Annotated in this window: 15 protein-coding genes, 2 pseudogenes and 2 other annotated features; of the genes and pseudogenes, 1 reads left to right on the top strand and 16 read right to left on the bottom strand. The window is 39.7% G+C overall.

The window, feature by feature from the left end; translation table 11 throughout:
• Positions 1-172: 172 nt before the first annotated feature.
• From rpoC to rplK, 16 genes and pseudogenes are all read right to left on the bottom strand, one after another.
• A complete protein-coding gene (gene rpoC / locus B9P78_RS06725) occupies positions 173-3,826 on the bottom strand; it encodes a DNA-directed RNA polymerase subunit beta' (protein WP_094518740.1) in 3,654 nt (1,217 codons plus the stop codon).
• 98 nt (positions 3,827-3,924) lie between these two features.
• On the bottom strand, positions 3,925-7,449 hold the full coding sequence (gene rpoB, locus B9P78_RS06720; protein ID WP_094518739.1) for a DNA-directed RNA polymerase subunit beta: 3,525 nt from the start codon (positions 7,447-7,449) through the stop codon (positions 3,925-3,927).
• Between the two features lie 356 nt (positions 7,450-7,805).
• Complete coding sequence (locus B9P78_RS06715) at positions 7,806-8,696, bottom strand: SDR family oxidoreductase (RefSeq protein WP_094518738.1); 891 nt, start codon at positions 8,694-8,696, stop codon at positions 7,806-7,808.
• Positions 8,697-8,872: 176 nt separating this feature from the next.
• Positions 8,873-10,618, bottom strand: a pseudogene (locus B9P78_RS10265) (ABC transporter permease/substrate binding protein).
• 7 nt (positions 10,619-10,625) lie between these two features.
• Positions 10,626-11,915: a glycine betaine/L-proline ABC transporter ATP-binding protein gene (locus B9P78_RS06700; RefSeq protein ID WP_094518735.1), complete on the bottom strand. Its 1,290-nt coding sequence runs from the start codon at positions 11,913-11,915 to the stop codon at positions 10,626-10,628.
• A gap of 372 nt (positions 11,916-12,287) precedes the next feature.
• Entirely contained in the window at positions 12,288-13,028 is a 741-nt protein-coding gene (locus B9P78_RS06695) for an amino acid ABC transporter ATP-binding protein (RefSeq protein ID WP_094518734.1), read from the bottom strand.
• Positions 13,025-13,738 (bottom strand): ABC transporter permease subunit, encoded by a 714-nt coding sequence (locus B9P78_RS06690; RefSeq protein ID WP_094518733.1) that lies wholly within the window; start codon positions 13,736-13,738, stop codon positions 13,025-13,027. Before B9P78_RS06690 ends, B9P78_RS06695 begins: the two co-directional genes overlap by 4 nt.
• 18 nt (positions 13,739-13,756) lie before the next feature.
• Positions 13,757-14,590, bottom strand: a complete 834-nt coding sequence (locus B9P78_RS06685) for a transporter substrate-binding domain-containing protein (protein WP_094518732.1) — start codon at positions 14,588-14,590, stop codon at positions 13,757-13,759.
• Complete coding sequence (locus tag B9P78_RS06680; protein ID WP_094518731.1) at positions 14,590-15,363, bottom strand: amino acid ABC transporter permease; 774 nt, start codon at positions 15,361-15,363, stop codon at positions 14,590-14,592. Before B9P78_RS06680 ends, B9P78_RS06685 begins: the two co-directional genes overlap by 1 nt.
• Positions 15,364-15,423: 60 nt before the next feature.
• Positions 15,424-15,975, bottom strand: coding sequence for a GNAT family N-acetyltransferase (locus tag B9P78_RS06675; RefSeq protein WP_094518730.1), 552 nt, complete (start codon positions 15,973-15,975; stop codon positions 15,424-15,426).
• Positions 15,957-16,520, bottom strand: a complete 564-nt coding sequence (gene ssuE / locus B9P78_RS06670; protein WP_094518729.1) for an NADPH-dependent FMN reductase — start codon at positions 16,518-16,520, stop codon at positions 15,957-15,959. Before ssuE ends, B9P78_RS06675 begins: the two co-directional genes overlap by 19 nt.
• A 113-nt stretch (positions 16,521-16,633) precedes the next feature.
• Positions 16,634-16,862 (bottom strand) — a binding site (T-box leader).
• A 519-nt stretch (positions 16,863-17,381) separates the two neighbouring features.
• Positions 17,382-17,993, bottom strand: a complete 612-nt coding sequence (locus tag B9P78_RS06665; RefSeq protein WP_094518728.1) for a class I SAM-dependent methyltransferase — start codon at positions 17,991-17,993, stop codon at positions 17,382-17,384.
• Between the two features lie 200 nt (positions 17,994-18,193).
• Complete coding sequence (gene rplL, locus B9P78_RS06660; protein ID WP_094518727.1) at positions 18,194-18,562, bottom strand: 50S ribosomal protein L7/L12; 369 nt, start codon at positions 18,560-18,562, stop codon at positions 18,194-18,196.
• A 56-nt stretch (positions 18,563-18,618) separates the two neighbouring features.
• Complete coding sequence (gene rplJ / locus B9P78_RS06655; protein WP_094518726.1) at positions 18,619-19,122, bottom strand: 50S ribosomal protein L10; 504 nt, start codon at positions 19,120-19,122, stop codon at positions 18,619-18,621.
• 30 nt (positions 19,123-19,152) lie between these two features.
• Positions 19,153-19,290, bottom strand: a sequence feature (ribosomal protein L10 leader region).
• Between the two features lie 42 nt (positions 19,291-19,332).
• Positions 19,333-20,021 (bottom strand): annotated as a pseudogene (gene rplA / locus B9P78_RS06650) (50S ribosomal protein L1).
• Positions 20,022-20,119: 98 nt separating this feature from the next.
• Entirely contained in the window at positions 20,120-20,545 is a 426-nt protein-coding gene (gene rplK / locus B9P78_RS06645) for a 50S ribosomal protein L11 (protein ID WP_094518725.1), read from the bottom strand.
• A 279-nt stretch (positions 20,546-20,824) separates the two neighbouring features.
• On the opposite strand from rplK, the gene phoU reads away from it, so the two are divergent.
• Entirely contained in the window at positions 20,825-21,493 is a 669-nt protein-coding gene (phoU, locus tag B9P78_RS06640; protein WP_094518724.1) for a phosphate signaling complex protein PhoU, read from the top strand.
• Positions 21,494-21,708 lie beyond the last annotated feature (215 nt).

Raw genomic sequence — 21,708 nt, 5'->3', positions numbered from 1 at the left:
CCCTAGATAATGTTTTACAATTTCCAATTTAAATTCTAGTGAATATTTTGCCATAAAAATAAACCCCCAAAAGTAGATTTGATTTGTATACTTTTGGGGGCCTCTACACACGCGGCCTAAGGTTCTTTTTCTCGTTTGAATATTCATAAGTTACAAGACATCAATTGATGAATTAGTTTTCTTTGATACTAGTGTAGTCAATTTGGCTAATGTCATCTTCTTCGGTTTCTTCACCGTAGATTAATTGTTGTGTGTCACCGATTTTTTTCGGTTCCATTTCACGGTAACGAGCCATACCAGTACCTGCAGGGATGATCTTACCAATGATAACATTTTCTTTAAGTCCTAATAGGTGGTCTTCTTTACCACGGATAGCGGCATCAGTTAAGACCTTAGTCGTTTCTTGGAATGAAGCAGCAGATAAGAAGCTGTTTGTTTCCAAGGCTGCTTTAGTGATACCTAATAATACTGGACGCGCTGTTGCAGGTAGTTCACCTGAACGGATTGCTTCTACATTGGCATCAGTAAAGTCAGCTGTATCTATTAATTTACCTGGTAACAAGTCTGTTGAACCTGGATCAAGGACACGTACTTTACGTAACATTTGACGTACCATTACTTCCACGTGTTTATCATTGATGTCTACCCCTTGAGAGCGGTATACACGTTGAACTTCATCTAACATGTATGTTTCAACAGTTAAAGTATTTGTTACACGTAGTAAGTCTTTAGGGTCAATTGAACCTTCAGTTAATTGTTGACCACGGTGTACTAAGTCCCCTACTTCAACACTCATACGAGAAGTGTAAGGTACTTTGTATTCACGTGAGTCAGTAATACCTTTAACGAAAACAGTCTTCGTACGGCTTGCTTCATCTTCTTCAATTGCTTCGATTTCTCCGGCAACTTCAGTGATTACAGCACGACCTTTTGGATGACGTGCTTCCACGATTTCTTGGATACGAGGAAGACCTTGAGTGATATCATCACCGGCAACCCCACCAGTATGGAATGTACGCATTGTTAATTGAGTACCAGGTTCACCGATTGATTGAGCGGCGATAGTACCAACTGCTTCCCCTACTTCTACTTCTTGGTTAGTAGAAAGGTCGCGACCATAACAATGTTTACATACACCATGACGTGTATTACATGTAAATGCTGAACGAATTGTCACTTTTGTAACCCCTGCATCAACAATACGACGAGCAGTTGCTTCGTCAATTAATTGGTTGTGGTGTGCAAGGATTTCGCCTGTTTCTGGGTGACGTACTTCTTTTTGTAAGTAACGGCCAGTCACACGTTCTTCAAGTGTTTCAATGACTTCGTTACCGTTCTTGATAGCTTCGATATCTAAACCACGGTCAGTACCACAGTCTGCTTCACGAATGATAACATCTTGCGCTACATCAACTAGACGACGAGTCAAGTAACCTGAATCGGCTGTCTTAAGGGCTGTATCGGTCATACCTTTACGAGCACCGTGAGTAGAGATAAACATTTCTTGAACGGTTAAACCTTCACGGAAGTTTGAAAGGATAGGCAATTCGATGATCTTACCGTTAGGACCGGCCATCAAACCACGCATACCAGCAAGTTGCGTAAAGTTAGAGATATTACCACGGGCACCTGAGTCGGACATGATGAAGAATGGGTTACTTTCATCAAGTGAGTTCATCAAGGCGATTTGGATTTCATCTTTTACTTTGTTCCATGTATCAATAACTTGGTCGTAACGTTCGTCATCTGTAATCAAACCACGACGGTATTGTTTCGTAATCTTATCAACACGGTCATGACCTTTTTGAATAGATGCCGCTTTAGATTCCAAGTTAGTGATATCTGCGATACCTACGGTGATACCTGAACGAGTAGAGTATTTGAAACCTAAATCTTTCATCTTGTCTAAGATGATAGAAGTTTCAGTAATCTTAGATAATTTAAATACTTGTGCGATGATACGTGCTAAGTATTTTTTCTTGAATGGTGCAACCATATCTTGACGACTGATAAACTCTTTCACGTTTTCACCTGGTTCAAGAATGAATTTATCAGGTAATTGTTTTTCCAAGTTTTCAGTAGATGGTTCATTAATGTATGGGAAGTTTTCTGGCATGATTTCATTGAAGAATAACTTACCAACTGTTGTAACCATTAATTTACCCTTTTGGTTTTCAGTCCAAGGTTTGTTTGGCATTGCATCTGTTGGGAAAGCAACACGTGTATGTAATTGAACATAACCATTTGTATAAGCAATATGTGCTTCGTTGATTGAAGAAATGATCATTCCTTCACCCATAACTTCTGGTTCTTCCATTGTTAGGTAGTAGTTACCTAAAACCATATCTTGAGATGGTGTAACAACTGGTTGACCGTCTTTAGGGTTAAGGATATGTGTAGCAGCTAACATTAATAAACGTGCTTCTGCTTGCGCTTCTTCACCTAATGGTAAATGGACCGCCATTTGGTCACCATCAAAGTCGGCATTGTAGGCTTCACACACTAATGGGTGAAGACGGATTGCTTTACCTTCAACCAATACTGGTTCGAACGCTTGAATACCTAAACGGTGTAAGGTAGGTGCGCGGTTCAATAGTACTGGATGTTCACGGATGATTTCAGCTAAAACATCCCAAACATCTTCATCGTGATGTTCGATTTTACGTTTTGCATGTTTCACGTTGATTGCCATGTCACGTGCAACTAATTCACGCATTAAGAATGGTTTGAATAATTCAAGTGCCATTTCTTTTGGCAAACCACATTGGTACATTTTTAATGATGGACCAACAACGATAACTGAACGTCCTGAATAGTCAACACGTTTACCAAGTAAGTTTTGACGGAAACGTCCTTGTTTACCTTTCAACATGTGTGACAATGATTTCAATGGACGGTTACCAGGACCGGTAACAGGACGACCACGACGACCATTATCGAATAAAGCATCGACTGCTTCTTGTAACATACGTTTTTCGTTTTGAACGATGATATTAGGCGCGTTTAAGTCTAATAAACGTTTCAAACGGTTGTTACGGTTGATTACACGACGGTATAAATCATTCAAGTCAGATGTAGCAAAACGGCCACCATCTAATTGAACCATCGGACGCAATTCTGGTGGGATAACTGGAATAACATCCATTACCATCCAAGCTGGATCATTGCCAGATTTACGGAAAGCATCTAATACATCTAAACGACGGATTGCACGTGTACGTTTTTGACCTTTAGCTGTTTTCAATTCTTCTTTTAATTCAACAACTTCGCTATCGATTTGTACTTGAGAAAGTAAAGTCTTAATAGCTTCTGCACCCATACCAGCTTTGAAGCCTTCACCGAATTCGCGTTTGTTATCGCGGTATTCTTTTTCAGACAACAATTGTTTGTATTCTAATGGTGTATCACCTGCGTCAGTTACTACGTAAGAAGCAAAATAAATAACTTCTTCTAGTGAACGAGGACTCATGTCTAACATTAAGCCCATACGAGATGGGATACCTTTAAAGTACCAAATATGTGTAACAGGTGTAGCTAATTCAATGTGACCCATACGTTCGCGACGTACTTTTGAACGTGTAACTTCAACGCCACAACGGTCACAGACAACACCAGCGTAACGAATACCCTTGTATTTACCACAAGAACATTCCCAGTCTTTTGATGGACCAAAGATTCTGTCGTCAAAAAGACCTTCTTTTTCTGATTTAAGTGTACGGTAGTTGATGGTTTCAGGTTTCTTAACCTCACCGTAAGACCAAGAACGAATCTTGTCTGGTGATGCTAACCCGATACGCATGCTTTCAAATCTATTTACATCTACCAAGGGGCCAACCTCCCTTATATAATTTGCCCAAATGCTTCAATTGTATTATTTCATGTTTTTTTACTATTTGATTGATATCGAAAAACCGAGAAGGCTAATTAGCCTTCTACGATATTTTCATCTTTTTCTTGTTCTTTTTTAGGGAAGCTTGGTGTAATTTCATCCAAGTCACGTAAATCAATTGCTTTCTTATCAATGTCTAAGACTTCAATATCTAGACCTAATGATTGCAATTCTTTTACTAATACACGGAATGATTCTGGTACACCTGGTTTTGGAATTGGTTCACCTTTAACGATTGCTTCATATGTTTGAACACGACCAACAACGTCATCTGACTTGTAAGTCAAGATTTCTTGTAGTGTGTATGCAGCACCGTATGCTTCAAGGGCCCAAACTTCCATCTCACCGAAACGTTGTCCACCAAATTGTGCTTTACCACCTAATGGTTGTTGTGTAACTAATGAGTAAGGTCCAGTTGAACGTGCATGTAACTTGTCATCAACCATGTGAGACAGTTTCAAGTAGTACATAACCCCTACAGATACACGGTTATCAAATGGTTCACCTGTACGACCATCATAAAGAACTGATTTCGCATCGCTCGCCATACCAGCTTCTTTAATTGTTTCCCAAACGTCTTCTTCACGCGCACCATCGAATACTGGTGTTGCAATGTGGATGCCCATTTCACGTGCAGCCATACCTAAATGCAACTCTAATACTTGTCCGATGTTCATACGAGAAGGTACCCCTAGTGGGTTCAACATGATATCAACTGGTGTTCCGTCTGGCATGTAAGGCATATCTTCTACTGGTAAAATACGAGAAACTACCCCTTTGTTACCATGACGTCCGGCCATTTTATCCCCAACTTGGATCTTACGTTTTTGGATAATGTAGACACGTACTAACATAGAAACACCTGGTGATAATTCGTCGCCGGTTTCACGGTAGAATACTTTCACGTCGTTAACGATACCGCCGCCACCATGAGGTACGCGTAATGATGTATCACGAACTTCACGTGCTTTTTCACCAAAGATTGCATGTAATAAATGTTCTTCTGCTGACAGTTCAGTTACACCCTTAGGCGTTACTTTACCTACTAAGATGTCACCATCTTTAACTTCAGCACCAACACGGATAATACCACGGTCATCAAGATTACGTAATGAATCTTCACCAACGTTAGGAATTTCACGTGTGATTTCTTCAGGTCCAAGTTTTGTATCACGTGCTTCAGATTCTAATTCATCGATATGAATAGAAGTGTAGACGTCATCTTTTACTAGACGTTCAGACATGATAACCGCATCTTCATAGTTATAACCATCCCAAGTCATGAAGGCAATCAATGGGTTTTGTCCTAAGGCCATTTCACCTTTTTCCATTGAAGGACCATTCGCAAGGATGTCACCTTTTTCAACTGTTTCGCCAGTTGATACTTCTGGTGTTTGGTTGTATGAAGCTGAGGCATTTGAACGGTGATATTTGATTAATGGATACTTGTCTAAAGCACCATCTTCACGACGAACACGGATTTCACGTGCATCAACGTATTCAACTACCCCACCACGTTCAGCAACAACAGCTGCACCTGAGTCGGCAGCAGCTTTATGTTCCATACCTGTACCAATTAATGGTGCATGTGGTTGTAACAATGGCACTGCTTGACGTTGCATGTTGGCACCCATCAAGGCACGGTTGGAGTCATCGTTTTCCAAGAAAGGAATAGATGCTGTCGCAACAGATACTACCTGTTTAGGTGAAACGTCCATGTAGTCAACACGTTCAGGTTTAACTTCGATATTTTCTTCAACGTAACGAGCCATTACTACTTCTTCTGCGAAAGAACCGTCTTCGTTTAAGACTGAGTTCCCTTGAGCGATAACAAAGTTATCTTCTTCATCAGCAGTTAGGTAGTCGATACGGTCTGTTACTTTATGTGTATTCCAGTCCACACGACGGTATGGTGTTTCGATGAAACCAAATTCATTGATTTTTGCATATGATGCCAAGTTATTGATCAACCCGATGTTAGGTCCTTCAGGTGTTTCAATTGGACACATACGACCATAGTGAGAATAGTGAACGTCACGAACTTCGTATCCGGCACGGTCACGAGTCAAACCACCTGGCCCTAAGGCAGATAGACGACGTTTATGTGTTAACTCACCTAATGGGTTTGTTTGGTCCATGAATTGAGACAATTGAGAAGAACCAAAGAATTCTTTAATTGACGCAACAACTGGACGGATGTTGATTAATTGTTGTGGTGTAACCTTTTCAATATCTTGAATAGACATACGTTCACGAACAACACGTTCCATACGAGATAAACCGATACGGAATTGGTTTTGTAACAATTCACCAACTGAACGAATACGACGGTTACCCAAATGGTCAATATCATCTGTCTTACCAACGCCTTCATATAAGCCTAAGAAGTAGTTTAATGATGCTAGAACATCAGCTACTGTAAAGGCACGGTCTTCTTTACCTGGAGCTGCATTACCAATAACGTTGATAACACGTTCAGGATCTTTGGGTGCTTGAATTTTTACTACTTGGATATCCACTGGTTCTGTTAATACAGCATCCTCGTTTGGATATAAAGTAATCACGTTCAAGCCACTGTCAAAGTAAGACTCTAATTTATCCATTACTTCACGGTTTAATTCTGTACCTTTATCAGCAAGAATTTCACCAGTTTCTGGATCAACTAAAGTTTCAGCTAAGATTTGGTTAAATAGACGGTTTTTGATATCCAATTTCTTGTTAACTTTATAGCGACCAACGGCAGCTAAGTCATAACGACGTGGATCAAAGAAACGTGCATTTAATAAGTTACGAGAAGAGTCAGCAGTCTTAGGTTCACCTGGACGTAGACGTTCATAAACTTCTTTCAAAGCTTCTTCAGTACGAGAATCAGATAGGTCTTTGTGGACATCTTTTTCTAAGGTTAATTCTAAGGTTGCACTTTCACCAAAGATTTCGCGGATTTGATCATCAGAAGCGAAACCTAAAGCACGCATCAATACTGACATAGGCACTTTACGTGTACGGTCAATACGAACGTATGAAACATTTTTAGCGTCTGTTTCCATTTCTAACCATGCACCACGGTTAGGGATAACAGTTGTACCAAATGATTGGCGACCATTTTTGTCTACTTTATCGTGGAAGTAAACACCAGGAGAACGAACTAATTGAGAAACGATAACACGTTCCGCACCGTTGATGATAAAAGTACCACCATCAGTCATTAGTGGGAAATCACCAAAGAATACTTCTTGGTCTTTGATTTCACCTGTTTCCTTATTCATCAAACGCAATTTAACATAAATTGGTGCTGAATAGTTGGTATCATGTGCACGAGCTTCAGCTAAGTTGTACTTAGGTTCTCTAAAAGTGTAGTCGACAAATTCTAAGGCTAATTTACCAGCATGATCTTCAATAGGAGAAATGTCCGCAAACATTTCTTTCATCCCTTGATCCAAGAACCATTTGTATGAGTCCGTTTGGATTTCAATCAAGTTTGGCAATTCTAGCACTTCATTAATACGTGAGTAACTGCGGCGAACGCGATGTTTACCGAAATTGACATTATGCCCAGTCATTAAAAGCCACCTCTCCGAAAGTTTAATTCTAAGAATTTAATGAGATTTCACTAAGAAATTACTCATCAAGGCATTTTTACCTTAAAAATAGGCAAAAAAATAACAAAAGAATAATTGACTTCCGTGTCACTTTCTTTTGTTTTCGCCAAGAAACGCATCCGGACAATATATCGGGCGTTCCAATCCATTTAATAATATACGCTACTTATTTTACGCTCCTAACTAAGGAAAGTCAAGCCCCAATCCTTAATGACGAAAATCATTCTATTATATAGAAGAAATATCAGTGGCTGTACGAAAAAAGCACTAGAAATCACTATTCTAGCGCTTATATAGACGATTCAGTTCATCTACTATTATAAATTGATGTTGGTACCACCAGTCACACCATAGATTTGTCCAGTCACGTAACTAGAATCGTTAGCGGCTAAAAAGACATACACGGGTGACAGTTCTACCGGTTGACCAGCTCGTTCTAGCGTAGAATTTTGTCCAAAGGTTGAAACTTCACCTGGTAATTTCCCATTGTCTAATTGTAATGGTGTCCAAATTGGTCCTGGTGCCACACCATTTACACGGACGCCCTTCTTACCAAAATAAGTCGCTAAATTAACCGTCAAACTAGAAACCGCACTGTTGGTAGCTGCGTAATCCATCAAGGATGTACTTGGATCAAAAGATTGAACAGATGTTGTTGTGATAATCGTACTGCCCGGCAATAAGTATTGCTCTGCAGCTTTGACTGTTTCAAACATACTGATTACATTGACTTTAAAAGTATCATTCACTTGTTTCATCGATAAATCTTCTAGAGACGCTTGTGCGATTTGTTGCGCAGCATTCAACACAAGAATATCTAGTTGACCAAAGGCTTTAATGGTTTCCTCAACCACTTTGCTTGCTTCCCCATCATTTCTAAAATCAGCGGGAATAGCAATTGCTTGAACGCCCTCTTGTTCAATGATGCTGACAACCTCTTCAGCGTCCGCTTCTTCACCTGGCAGATAATGAATGGCTACATTGGCTCCTTCGCGTGCATAGGCAATAGCGGCTGCACGACCAATACCTGAGTCACCACCTGTAACGAGTGCATTTCTACCCTTTAATTTACCTGAACCTTGGTAAGACGTCTCACCACAATCAGGTAACGGTGTCATCTCTTTTTGTAAGGCTGGGCTTTTAGCCTCTTGTTCCGGAAAGTTTTCCTTGGTATACATGTTTCTTGGATCAATTAAGTGTTCAGTCATGATAATCCTCCTATAAGCTTAGTTGGCATCTTGCTTCTTCCTTATGTAATATCCATCACACCATATACTATAAGTTATATAAGTGTATCCGTCAAGCATTCCGCTCTGACATAGACAAAAAAGCGATGTAAGACACTGCTAAACGCAAGCATCCACATCACTTTCTTCTATATATATTATTTACCTAACCATTCATCCACAGTATCTTGGTTGGCTTCCACCCATTTTTCAGCTGCCTCTTTAGGATCTGTACCGGCTTGTACATCAGCCATAACAGATTCCATATCTGCAACTTCCCAGTGGAAATTATCTAAAATTTGATTTGCTTCTGGCATATCTTCAGCAAAACCTTGACGTACAAAGGTGTTAATCGTTTCCCCATCACCGAATGTACCTTCAGGGTCTTCTAGATATTTCAAGTCATATTCTTGGAACATCCAGTGTGGCGACCAGCCTGTGATGACAATTGGTTCTTCATTCGCAATGGCCGTTCCTAAGGCTGTGGTCATGGCACCAGATGAAGATGTTTGTACTTGCCAATCACTTAAGTGATCGTAATCTTCTAAAGCTTGTTCAGCTGCCGCTACAACCCCAGCACCAGGTTCAATCCCGGTAATGGTTTTGTTGGCTTGATCATTTAAATCAGCGATGGAATTCACGTCTTCCATATAACTTGGTACGACAATCCCTGTCACTGCACCTTCAAGGTTTGGTCCTAGGTCAGTCATTTGTTCACCATATTGTTCAAGTTGGCTCTTGTGGGTATTGGGTAACCAAGCACCTACCATGGCATCGGCTTCACCCGTTGCCACTGATGACCACATAATGGCGTTATCCAAAGGTGTTAATGTCACGTCATACCCAGCTTGTTCTAAGGCAACGGCAATAACATTGGTCGATGCAATTTCAGTATCCCACGTCACGTATGACAGGTTGATGCTCCCCTTGCGCTCTCCTTCGCCACCAGTAGTTAGACTGGAGTCAAAGGCCCCTTCTGATCCGAAGGTGAATAGCAGACCGATGATTGCTGCAATGACAAGTAATCCATTTTTCACTATATTCTTCATAAGCTCCTCCTTCCTGTGGGTTTATTTATTGGTAAATCGATTGGTTAAGCGGTCAATTAGAATGGCTAGAACGACAATCGCTAGTCCGGCAACGAATCCTGATCCGACTGATGCCCGTTGTAAGGCGGTCAGTACTTGACGTCCTAATCCTGGTGCACCGATCATTGATGCTGTTACGACCAATGATAGGGCGAGCATGACAGATTGGTTGATACCAGCCATGATGGTTGATTTGGCTAATGGTAATTCGACTTTGAATAGTTTTTGACGCGGCGTTGACCCGAAGGCATCCGCTGCTTCGATTAATTCTTCTGAAATTTGGTTGATACCTAGTTCGGTGAATCGTACCGTTGGTGGTAAAGCGAAGATAACTGATGCGAAGGTACCTGGTACAATCCCAATACCGAAGAAGGCAACTGCTGGAATCAGGTAAACAAAGGCTGGCATTGTTTGCATGAAATCAAGCAAGGGTTTTAAGATGTTATGGACAGTCGTGTTTTTGGCTGACCAAATTCCTAGTGGTACCCCAATCAGAATAGAGATGATTGATGATACAAAGACTAGGGTCACTGTATTCATTAATTCAGCCCACAAACCTTGGTTTAAGATATAGCCTAAACCAACTAGGGTGAAGACTGATAGGGATAAACGGCGGTTGCTGGCGAAGTAAGCGACAATGGCGATGAATAAAATCATCGCAAACGGTGGTACCAATAGTAATAGGCTAGTAATCCCGTTCATAAAGGCTGTCCCACCGTTTTGAATGATATCGAATAGACCACTAAAAGTGACGGTTATCCAATTTGTTGCACTTTCAACCCAGGCGGCTACAGGCAATTGCGGGATTGGAAACATGGCTAAATTAAGCATTTGTTACTTCCTCCTCTGCTGTAAGCGGTGCGTTCACTGTTTCATGATGATTGTTGTTATTGTTATCGCTATCGTCATCGGTGTCAGTTGCTAGACTGTTAATCACCATTTTGGAGCTAACCATTCCTAATAGGTGGCCATCTTTATCAACAACGGATATTGGCATGTTGGCATTCCCCATCACATCATAGATTTCGTTGATTGATGTATCTGGCGCTACGACTGGTTGATCAGTGCGAATGAGTGATGCAACTGATAATTGCTCTAGATTGCGGTTCTTTTTGATGTAGGCCGCGACATCTGTACCTCGGACATAGCCGAGTAGTTCACGCTTGTTGTTAATAACCATTAAGAAGGTATAGTTTTCTTCTTCCATGCGGCGTAAGGCCATGCGGGCACCTTGACGTTCGACGTTCAATAGGAATTTCGGTTTCTCCATGGCATGTTCTGCTGTTAATACCTTAGAACGGTCAACGTTCTCGATAAAACGTTCTACGTAGTCATTGGCTGGGTTGGTTAGAATTTCTTCACCCGTACCAATTTGTACGACTTCACCGTCTTTCATCAAGGCGATGCGATCACCAATACGTAAGGCTTCATCCAAATCATGGGTAATAAAGACGATGGTTTTATTTAATTTCTCTTGTAACTCAACTAATTCATCTTGCATGTCACGACGAATTAATGGGTCTAGGGCTGAGAAAGCTTCATCCATCAATAAAATTTCTGGGTCATTAGCTAAGGCGCGTGCCAAGCCAACACGTTGTTGCATCCCACCAGATAATTGGTTGGGATATTGGTCTTTAAAAGTAAGTAGACCAGAATTTTCTAAGGCTTTTTCTGCAGCCTTTTGACGTTCCGCTTTGCCGACGCCTTGAATTTCCAAACCAAATTCTGTATTTTCAAGAATGGTTTGATGTGGAAATAAGGCGAAGTTTTGGAAAACCATGCTGACCTTCTCACGTCGAATTTGACGTAACTTCTCTTTACTTGTACCTGTTACTGGTTCTCCGAAAATACTGATTTTACCAGCTGTAGGTTCAATTAAACGATTGATCATACGTAGCATCGTTGATTTACCCGAACCAGATAAGCCCATAATAACGAAAGTTTCACCCTGATTAATTTCAATATTGGCATTATGCACCCCTACGGTAGCTCCCGTTTGTTTCACAATGTCTTCTTTTGACTTACCGGCTTCCAACATTTTCTTGGCCTTGTCTGTGGCACTACGAGACCCATAAATCTTGGTAAGATTTTCAATTTTAACTGCTGTAGTCATCTTCTTCCTCCTCCTATTTATATACTTTGTTCAAAACGCGAAAAATAATCACCATATTACCGTAACACATAAAAGATATATGTTTCAAATATCCATGGTTAAAAAGGTTGATTTAACGCCATTTTCATGAAAACAAATGAAAATAACAGACGCTCGAAGGACTATGAGAGTCAAAATGAAAGGGCTTAATTTCACAAACTTTTAACAAATACAATTTTTGTATGTTATTTTGTTACTTTATTGTGGTTCGCGGAAATTTTTATCTATGAAGTGTCATTTGAGAGCCAGTGCATTGATTGATCATTAATCTGCCAACGCAAAAAAAAGCTGGGCTTTTTCATCCCAACTTCTTTTCGCCATTTGGTTCAAGTTTTAATGATATACAGCAGTTCGTTTCAAGAAGTTTTTCGTCCGTTCCTCTTTCGTGTGATCAAACACTTCTTCTGGTGACCCTTGTTCTACGATGACACCATTTTCCATAAAAATCACACGATCGGCTACTTCATATGCAAATTGCATTTCATGGGTCACAATCACTAGGGTTGAACCTTCATGCGCAACTTGTTTAATCACGGCTAAGGTTTCGCCAACTAATTCCGGATCTAGTGCGGATGTTGGTTCATCGAACAAAATGACTTCCGGGTTTAATGCGAGTGCCCGAGCAATCCCCACTCGTTGTTGTTGTCCGCCTGATAATTCATGTGGATAATGGTCTTCCTTACCTTCTAGACCTACTTTGGCTAAAAGGTCACGGCCTTTCGCTTGAGCAACTTTCTTTGGTACTTTGCGCGCAATCACCAAGCCTTCAATCACATTTTCTAATGCTGTACGATTAGAAAACAGGGCATATTGTTGGAATACCATGGCTGTTTTCTTACGGATAGCCAAAATTTGTTTCTTACTGACTTTTTCAAAATCCACTTGGCTATCTGCAATTTTTAAAGTTCCTTGATCTGCTCGTTCCAAAAAATTTAGGCAACGTAGAAAGGTTGTTTTTCCAGAGCCACTAGGTCCGATGATTACAACAACTTCCCCCTGCTCAATTGTTAAATCGATTCCCTTTAGAATTTCATTTTCATCAAATTTTTTATGAATATTTTCTACTTGGATCATACGATACTCCCCTTCACATATTTTCTGGTGTAATTACGTTCAATCAAAACGGATACTTGTTCAATCACAATGGATAAGGCCCAATAAATGAGCGCCGCAGCGATATAGGATTCTAAGAAAGTATAGCTAGTTGTCGCGGTAATTAAAGCACCGTTCAAGACATCCACTACTGATACTAAAGACACTAGGGATGACGCCTTCACTAAGACAATCAATTGGTTTGAAATCATCGGCAAGGTGATTGGTAGCAATTGCGGGAAAACCACTCGCCGAATTGTCTGTACTTGTGTCAAGCCAATCGAGGCCGCTGCGTCCCATTGATCTTTTGGAATGGAACTTAAAGCGCCACGGAAAATTTCTGATAGGCTGATGGTTGCTGAGATACTTAATACGAAAATACCAATATATTCGCGGTTGATATCACTGAAACGAATTGCCCAATGCAAACTGGTAGCTACTTGATCAAATAAATCTGAGAACAAAAGATAGGCAACCATTAAACTCAAGACGACAGGAATTCCTTTACCTACTGTGACTAATCCAGAAAGCACTTTGGATATGACGGGCACAGAATAATAGCGTATGATAGCCACGATAAATCCCAACACAATCCCTATAAACAAGGGAATAAAGACCAATCGAAGTGTCACAGGAATAAAAGGTACTGCAGCTTCAAAGGCTGCTAGGATAGCTGAAAAATCAATTTGCAAATTACATCCCTACTTTCTTTATTTGGTGTAGTCATCTCCAAGAATTTCGATAGAAAGGTCTGATAACGTACCTTCCTCACGCAATTCTTTGATGGCACCATCGACAGCTTGCTGCAATTCTTCATCTCCTTGTTTGAAGATAAAGAAGATACGCGCTGTTTTCAGCGCTTCGTCTGAAGCTTGTAAATTCAAATTAAATTGTTCGTTGTATTTGTTGGTATCAAATTTTGTGAAAATAGCTGCATCTACCGTCCCATTTTGGAGTCCTTGAACTAATAGTTCACTCGTAGCCTCTGAATAAACAATTTCAATATCCTTATCATGTTCAGCATTATAGCTTTCTAAAATATACGCAACTTCGCTACCTGGTGCAGCGAATACTTTTTTACCTTGTAAATTATCTAGCGTTTGATATACCGTCCCAATTGTCGCCTCATCCGTAACAATATGGTGGGCATAGGTATCATAAGCTTCTTGCCCATACAAGTATTTGGCACCACGTTCATCGTTATAGGCATAGTTATGCGCAGCTAAGCGTACTTTATCTGCCGAGAGCGAGGTCAAGATATTTTTAAAGTCCATAGATTCATATTGGAAGTTGTATTGATCTAATTTTTCATCGACCGCTTTCAGCACTTCAATGTCATAACCTTGTAATTCGTTATTTTCATCTAGATAAACGAAAGGTGGATATGCATTACCCGTCCCAATAACGACTGTTTCGGCATCCGGGTTGGCGGATGATGCACTTGCCGAATCATTTTCGTTTGCATCTGCACTACCACAACCAGCTAAAGCAACTACCGCGATACCCAAGACACCCAATTTTGTAAGCCACTGTTTCTTTTTCATTAGTAAATCTCCCCTTCGCCCTTTTTAAGCGTGTAAACTTTGAATAATTGCTCATCAGCTATTAATACATCTGGACGCTTCTCTGTTACTTTTGTCCGTGCTTTCGACTGATATTGGAATCGCTTGGTTAACCAAGCAAAGCACCTTTCTAGGACAATGCTCAAAACCACAAATATAATTGCTGCAATAAAATAACCTTCTAAAGACCTATAGGTTAGAGCGGCCAGCGCTCGAACCTTACCTATGACATCGATAATGCCTAATGAAAAGGCCAATGATGTTTCTTGTAATAAACCAACAATCATCGTGCCAGTAGCTGGTAATGCAAGACGAAACGCTTGTGGCAGAATAACACGACGATAGGTTTGCAATTTCGTTAACCCAACCGAGGCAGCAGCTTCTTTTTGATCAGCGGGCACACTGGCAATAGCTGATCTAAAAATTTCTGAAAAGAATGCCGCGGTACTTAAACCATATGTAATAAAGACAAATTCGATTTTATCAATATTGGCTAACGCTGTAAAAATCATTGGTAAGCCGTAATACACTAAGAATAATTGAACTAAAATGGGTGTCCCTCTCACGAAGGAAACAAATACTTGGCTAATTTGTGACAAAATAGGGACTTTTTCGATTCTGACAAATGCAATCACCAGGCCCAAGACAATTCCGATGGCCGTGGCTACAGCAACTATTGCTAAGGTAACGGGTAATGCTGATAATATTTTTGGAAAAAATGCAATCACATACTCCCATTTAAAAAATGCTGACATGATTTTCCCTCCTTAAAGGTAAAATGTTGATACTACTGTTTATTTGCTAGTGTGATACATTTAATCTTGATATTGATATATAGGTTGTTCAACGCGCAAAATATTTTCATCGAAACGTTCTGGAATGAGCACTTTAAACAATGACACAGTCAGGTCTTCATCATTTTCCCTTGTACCTAAAATTTGGAAACCGTTGCGTAAATACATATCTAAAAGCCACGGATGTTTCTTACCAGAAGTCCCTAGTACATACCCCGGTGCTTTCAAGGTTTTCACTAAGAACTCTTGCTCAACTTCTTGAAGAAACTTCAAACCGATACCTTGACCTCTATAGTCATTAGCTGTAGCGAACCACCATAGGAAAGGGTAATTTGAAATTGGCGTTTCACTCTCCCAAGGTTGACGAATGGTAATCGTTGAAATCAAGCGACCATCTCGCTCAAACACGAGGGTAATACCCGTTTCAATATTTTCTGTGACGGATGCTAAAGTTGCATTGGTTGACGGCCAATCAATACCATAATCTTTAACCTCTTGAAAGGCCTCTTGAATCAATGCTAAGTAAGCTGGCGCATCTTCTTTTGTGGCAATTCTTAAACGATCTTTTCCCATAATTTTATCTCCTTTTGTTCATGTGCTAATCGACGCGTAAACTGGTCTAATTGATGATTGATCCGTTTCTTCGCATCTTCATCAACGGTAAAATTTCTGTCATTTTTGATTACTTGATCCTGGGTCACAAAAGTTGATTGTAAAAGATCTTCCGTCCCCAATTCTTTTAAAACGGGTTCCAAGGCATATTGCAAAGCTAGCAGATGATGTTTTGAACCTCCAAATCCTAAGGCGTAAACGACCTTATCGGATAAAGCCTTTTGTGGTAATAAATCGAGATAGGTTTTCAGTATTCCTGAAAAACTACCTTTATAAATAGGTGTAAATACCAAGACACCGTCAGAGGATAAAACTTGTTGGGTTACTGCTTGCAAACGTAAGTCCGAAATATCCGCAGTCAATAATGATTCCGCTGGCAACATGTGTACTTGAATTACCTGTGTTTGAATTTGATGGTCAATTAATATTTGCTGTGTGTATTCTACTAATCCATTCAATCTTGAAGTTAACGAATTAGCGCCTGCAATCAATGTAACTTTCGTCATATCTATCCCTCTTTCTGTATATGTCATTCGCTTGTAATATTCACACCCATGTAGTCGCTGCAAAGCTTTTAAAACAAGAAAAACCCCTTCCCAATAAACATCTCTGTCTATTAAGAAGGGGCGATTGGTCAATTATCTCGGTGCCACCCTTATGCAAATTGCCCTCGCAGACAATTCCTCATTCAGTAAATACTGAAAGGTTTAACGACCCCAACCGTCTAAATAGCTTTCACCGTCTAGAAGCTCCAAGCTCATTTTCATTACCTGTAATCATCTGCTCTCATCAAATACAGACTTTCTGTGGATTACATCAATAACTACTCTACTTATCAACGCCATGTATGTTTCAATTTATAGATTATTTTTGCTTGCAGTAAATTTAACAAATTCCATATACCTAGCACAAGATTCGCGCCTATAGAAAACAATTTGGTTTTCATCATTTTGCAATAATTTCAATTACAAAAATAACAAAGAAACCCATACGGTATATGCTTTTTCATCGTTTTCTCATTTTTGTTCAATCGTCAAGCGCTATCATGACTGATATAGAAGTTGATTACTTGCTCTTTGCAAAGTTGTTAAATCAATACAATAATTGTTTTTTATAGAGGTTTTCGTATAGCTTTTTGACAAAAAACGAATATATCAAGGGTTTTTCAAGTTTATGGCAGAAATTTTGACTATCACCAAACATCACCCGCTCAAAAAATGAAGGCCCATATGGCTGATAAATGATGTTATCCCCATCATTTTTATGTGGAGCGAATTTATCCACAAGTTAAGCCTAAGTACGCAAAAAAACCAAGCAAAATTACCTTGCTTGGTTGGTGTTTATTATTTACTGACTTAGACAAGGTACTATTCTTTCACACTACGTAAAATCCAGTACCCTTTACGACGCTCGATTTCTGCCACATTGCCGAAAACTTCTTCGAGTTTTTTCATAGCAGAAGGCGCACCTTGTTTTTTCTGTAAAACCACGTAAATTTCTCCACCAGGTTTTAAATAATGAATGGCTTCACTCATAAAATGATGTACCGTTTCTTTACCAGCACGCACTGGCGGATTCGTTAAAATAACCGCGAAATCTTTCTTATCCACATCTGCATACACATCGGATACCGCAAATTCAACGTTATCCACATGATTATTGGCTGCATTTTGCTTAGCAAGGCCAATCGCACGTTCAGAGATATCCACACCATAGATGTGACGATCAGGTAAAACCGTACCCATGATGACACCAACGGGACCATACCCTGCACCAAGGTCTAGAATATCACCCTCTGGTAAGCTATCTAAATCAAGTGCTTCTAACATCACGCGCGTACCAAAATCTAAGTTGCCACGTGAAAATACACCCGAATCAGTAGTGAATTTGAATTGTTTATCAAAGATCACTGTTTCGTATGATTGAATATCATGACCAAGATCTTCATTGTTCTCAAAATATTGATGACTTTCCTTCATGAATAGCCTCCGTTCTATTTCCGTCTGTGCCAGTGAATTGTGATTAAATTCCGGTACAGACGCTAATCTTATCCCTCTTATTTTATAGTTTATGCGGCATTCTCACAAGTCATACTTGTCCTGAATAGCCACTCTAACAACAAAAAAAGAGCTCGGAAAACCGAGCCCTTTGATTTGAGATTTAAGATAATCAATTAAGATTATTTTACTTCTGCAGTACCGCCAGCTTCTTCGATAGCAGCTTTTAAAGCTTCTGCTTCTTCAGCAGGTAAAGCTTCTTTGATGATCGCTGGAGCGCCATCTACTAATGCTTTAGCTTCTTTCAAGCCTAAGCCTGTTGCTTCACGTACAGCTTTGATAACTTTGATTTTAGCTGAACCAGCTGAAGTTAACTCAACGTCAAATTCAGTTTTTTCTTCAGCAGCTTCACCAGCACCAGCACCAGCAGCAGCTACAGGAGCAGCAGCAGATACACCGAATTCTTCTTCAATCGCTGATACTAAGTCAGCTAATTCTAAAATTGTTGATTCTTTTAAATCAGCAATGATTTGTTCAATATTTAAAGCCATTATATTATTCCTCCATTTTTAAATGATTTGTTTTGTTAGATTAAATTGGTAATAAATTATGCAGCGTCTTCGCCTTTTGCATCTGCAATAGCTTTGACAGCGTATGCCACGTTGCGGACAGGAGCTTGCAATACTGATAATAGCATTGAAAGTAGACCTTCGCGGTTTGGCAATTGTGCAATTTTCTTGATTTCGTCTTTTGAAAGTACTTTACCTTCAATGACACCACCTTTAAGTTCTAACGCATCTGCTGTTTTAGCAAAATCTGAAAGAATCTTAGCTGGGGCAACAGCGTCTTCCATACCAAACGCTACAGCTGTAGGGCCTTGGAAAACTTCTTCGTGGTAGTTTAATTCTAATGTATCTAAAGCACGACGCATGATCGTATTTTTGATAACTTTGAATTCTACACCTGCTTCACGTAATTGTTTACGTAATTCAGTAACTTGTGCTACTGATAAACCTAAGTAGTCAACGACAACGATAGAATTAGCTGCGTTCATTTTTTCAACGATTTCATTTACTTCTTGTTGTTTTCTTGCAATTGCTTGTTCACTCACTTATATTTCACCTCCACTGATTTTCTAAGAGTTTTTTATAATAAAACTCTATGTCACTGAGACATAGAGGATTAAAGTCCGTCATCTAGTAACGAACAACGTCTCTCCCTCGGTTGGCAAAATTAAGGCAAGGCCACCAACTGTCTTCGGTAAGCTATATAAATAACCTCACTCATACTACCAAAATAGTATGAGTAGGTCAAGTGTTTTTTAGATTGAATGTGGATCGATTTGGATACCAGGACCCATAGTTGATGTTACTGAAAGGTTCTTGATGTAAGTACCTTTAGCAGCAGCAGGTTTTACACGTAATACCATTTCGTTAACGGCTTTAATGTTTTCTGCTAATGCTTCAGTAGTGAATGATACTTTACCAACTGGTAAGTGTAAGTTACCACCGTTATCAGCACGGTAAGCTACTTGACCAGCTTTGATATCATTAACTGCTTTTGTAACATCCATAGTTACAGTACCAGTTTTAGGGTTTGGCATTAAGCTTTAGGACCTAATACACGACCTAAACGACCGATTTGACCCATCATGTCTGGAGTTGCAACGATTACGTCAAATTCGAACCAACCTTTAGAGATTTTTTCGATGTATTCGTCGTCACCAACAAAGTCAGCACCAGCGTCTTTAGCTTCTTGAGCTTTTTCACCTTTAGCAAATACCAATACAGTTTGGTCTTTACCAGTACCGTTAGGTAATACCATAGCACCACGGATTTGTTGGTCATTTTTCTTAGTGTCGATACCTAAACGGTAAGCCACTTCTACTGATCCATCAAATTTAGCGTAGTCTACTTCTTTTAATAATTCAATTGCTTCTGTTAAAGCGTATTTTTGTTTTTTATCAACTTTAGCTAATGCAGCTTGTTGATTTTTAGTTTTTTTCGCCATTATTTCTATTCCTCCTATGTGGTTTTAGCGGATAATCCTCCCACTCACAAATCAAGATGATTTGCGGCGCATGGGTATTATGTATTACAGTCTGACAATTAGCCTTCTACTACAAAGCCCATTGAACGTGCAGTACCTTCAACCATACGCATAGCAGCTTCTACGTCTGCAGCGTTCAAGTCTTCCATTTTTGTTTCTGCAATTTCACGAACTTGATCGCGTGTAACTGTTGCAACTTTAGTTTTGTTAGGTTCACCAGAACCTTTAGAAACGCCAGCAGCTTTCATTAATAAGTTAGCAGCTGGAGGTGTTTTAGTTACGAATGTAAATGAACGGTCTTCGAATACAGTGATGACAACGGGAATAACCATACCCATTTGATCTTGTGTACGCGCATTGAATTCTTTAGTGAATCCCATGATGTTCACACCAGCTTGCCCTAATGCAGGACCTACTGGAGGAGCTGGACTTGCTTTACCAGCTTCAATTTGTAATTTTACGATTTGTTGTACTTTTTTAGCCACGAAACATTCCTCCTTGTTTTTCGCGTTGTGGTTTAATGGAGATGAAATTTCTCCTCCCACTACATGTGTCTACACACAGTATCTTATTTAACCATACCTTTTATGTAATTGCAAGTATTTTTACCAAAAAAATTTAAAGAAAAATTTTGCCATTATTATGTAATCTTTGTAAAGGTTTCCATCATTGTCTTGTTAAGGTTTTGTAAATGACAAAAAATACATCATGTGCTATAATGCATTCTTAGGACAAATAAATTACACTGTAAAGGAGTGATGAAGATGGAACGTCCAGTAAGAAAAATCTACGATGACCAACTAAAGACTTTGGAGGGTATGCACGCTAAGCTCGGCTTTGCGACTGCAGCGATGATCGAAAACTCTTTCCAAGCACTAAAAACGAATGACCACACAGCAGCACAAACTGTTATTGATAGTGATCATGAAATTAATAGCCTTGAAAAGGATATCGAACGTTATGTTATGCGAATCATTGCCCGTCAACAGCCAATTGGTACCGACTTACGAATGATTCTATCTGTTTTTGCTTCAAGTTCTGATTTAGAACGCGTTGCTGACCATGCAACGTCAATTGCAAAAGGTGTGAAACGTGTAGAAAGTTTAGCACCATTCGACCCTATTATGGAAGATGTATTTGCAATTGGTGAAATCGCTAAGAATATGATTGGCCAAGCAATCGATGCCTTTAGCCAACATAATGTAGAACGTGCCAAAGAAATTGCTGCCATGGACGACGAAGTTGATGCAGCCTTCAAAGAACTTGTAGACCAAACATTAGCTATCATGCAATCCAATCCAGAAGCTGTACCATCTGGATCAGCAATCAATGCAGTTTTACACGATATCGAACGTATCGCCGATTACGCAACCAACTTATGTGAACGCGTTATCTACACCGAAGATGCTGATATTGTAAACTTAAACGATTAATTTACACATTTAATTGATGCATGTCAAAAAGCCCAGGACCTATAGTGGACCCAAAAAGTTAGACTAAATTTTATGAGAGTTGACCGAATGGTCAGCTCTTTTTTAATACATGCAATTTGGCTTAATTCCTGTTGTCGACAATACTTCTCATAAATTTCAATCTGTCAAGAGTAGTAGCGGAGCGACTATTGATAGATTGAAACTTTATGTGAAAC

This window comes from Aerococcus sp. 1KP-2016 (assembly GCF_002252085.1).
Classification (GTDB): domain Bacteria; phylum Bacillota; class Bacilli; order Lactobacillales; family Aerococcaceae; genus Aerococcus.
Note: the sequence above shows the minus strand (reverse complement) of the source record. Positions and strands in the feature narration are given on the sequence as shown.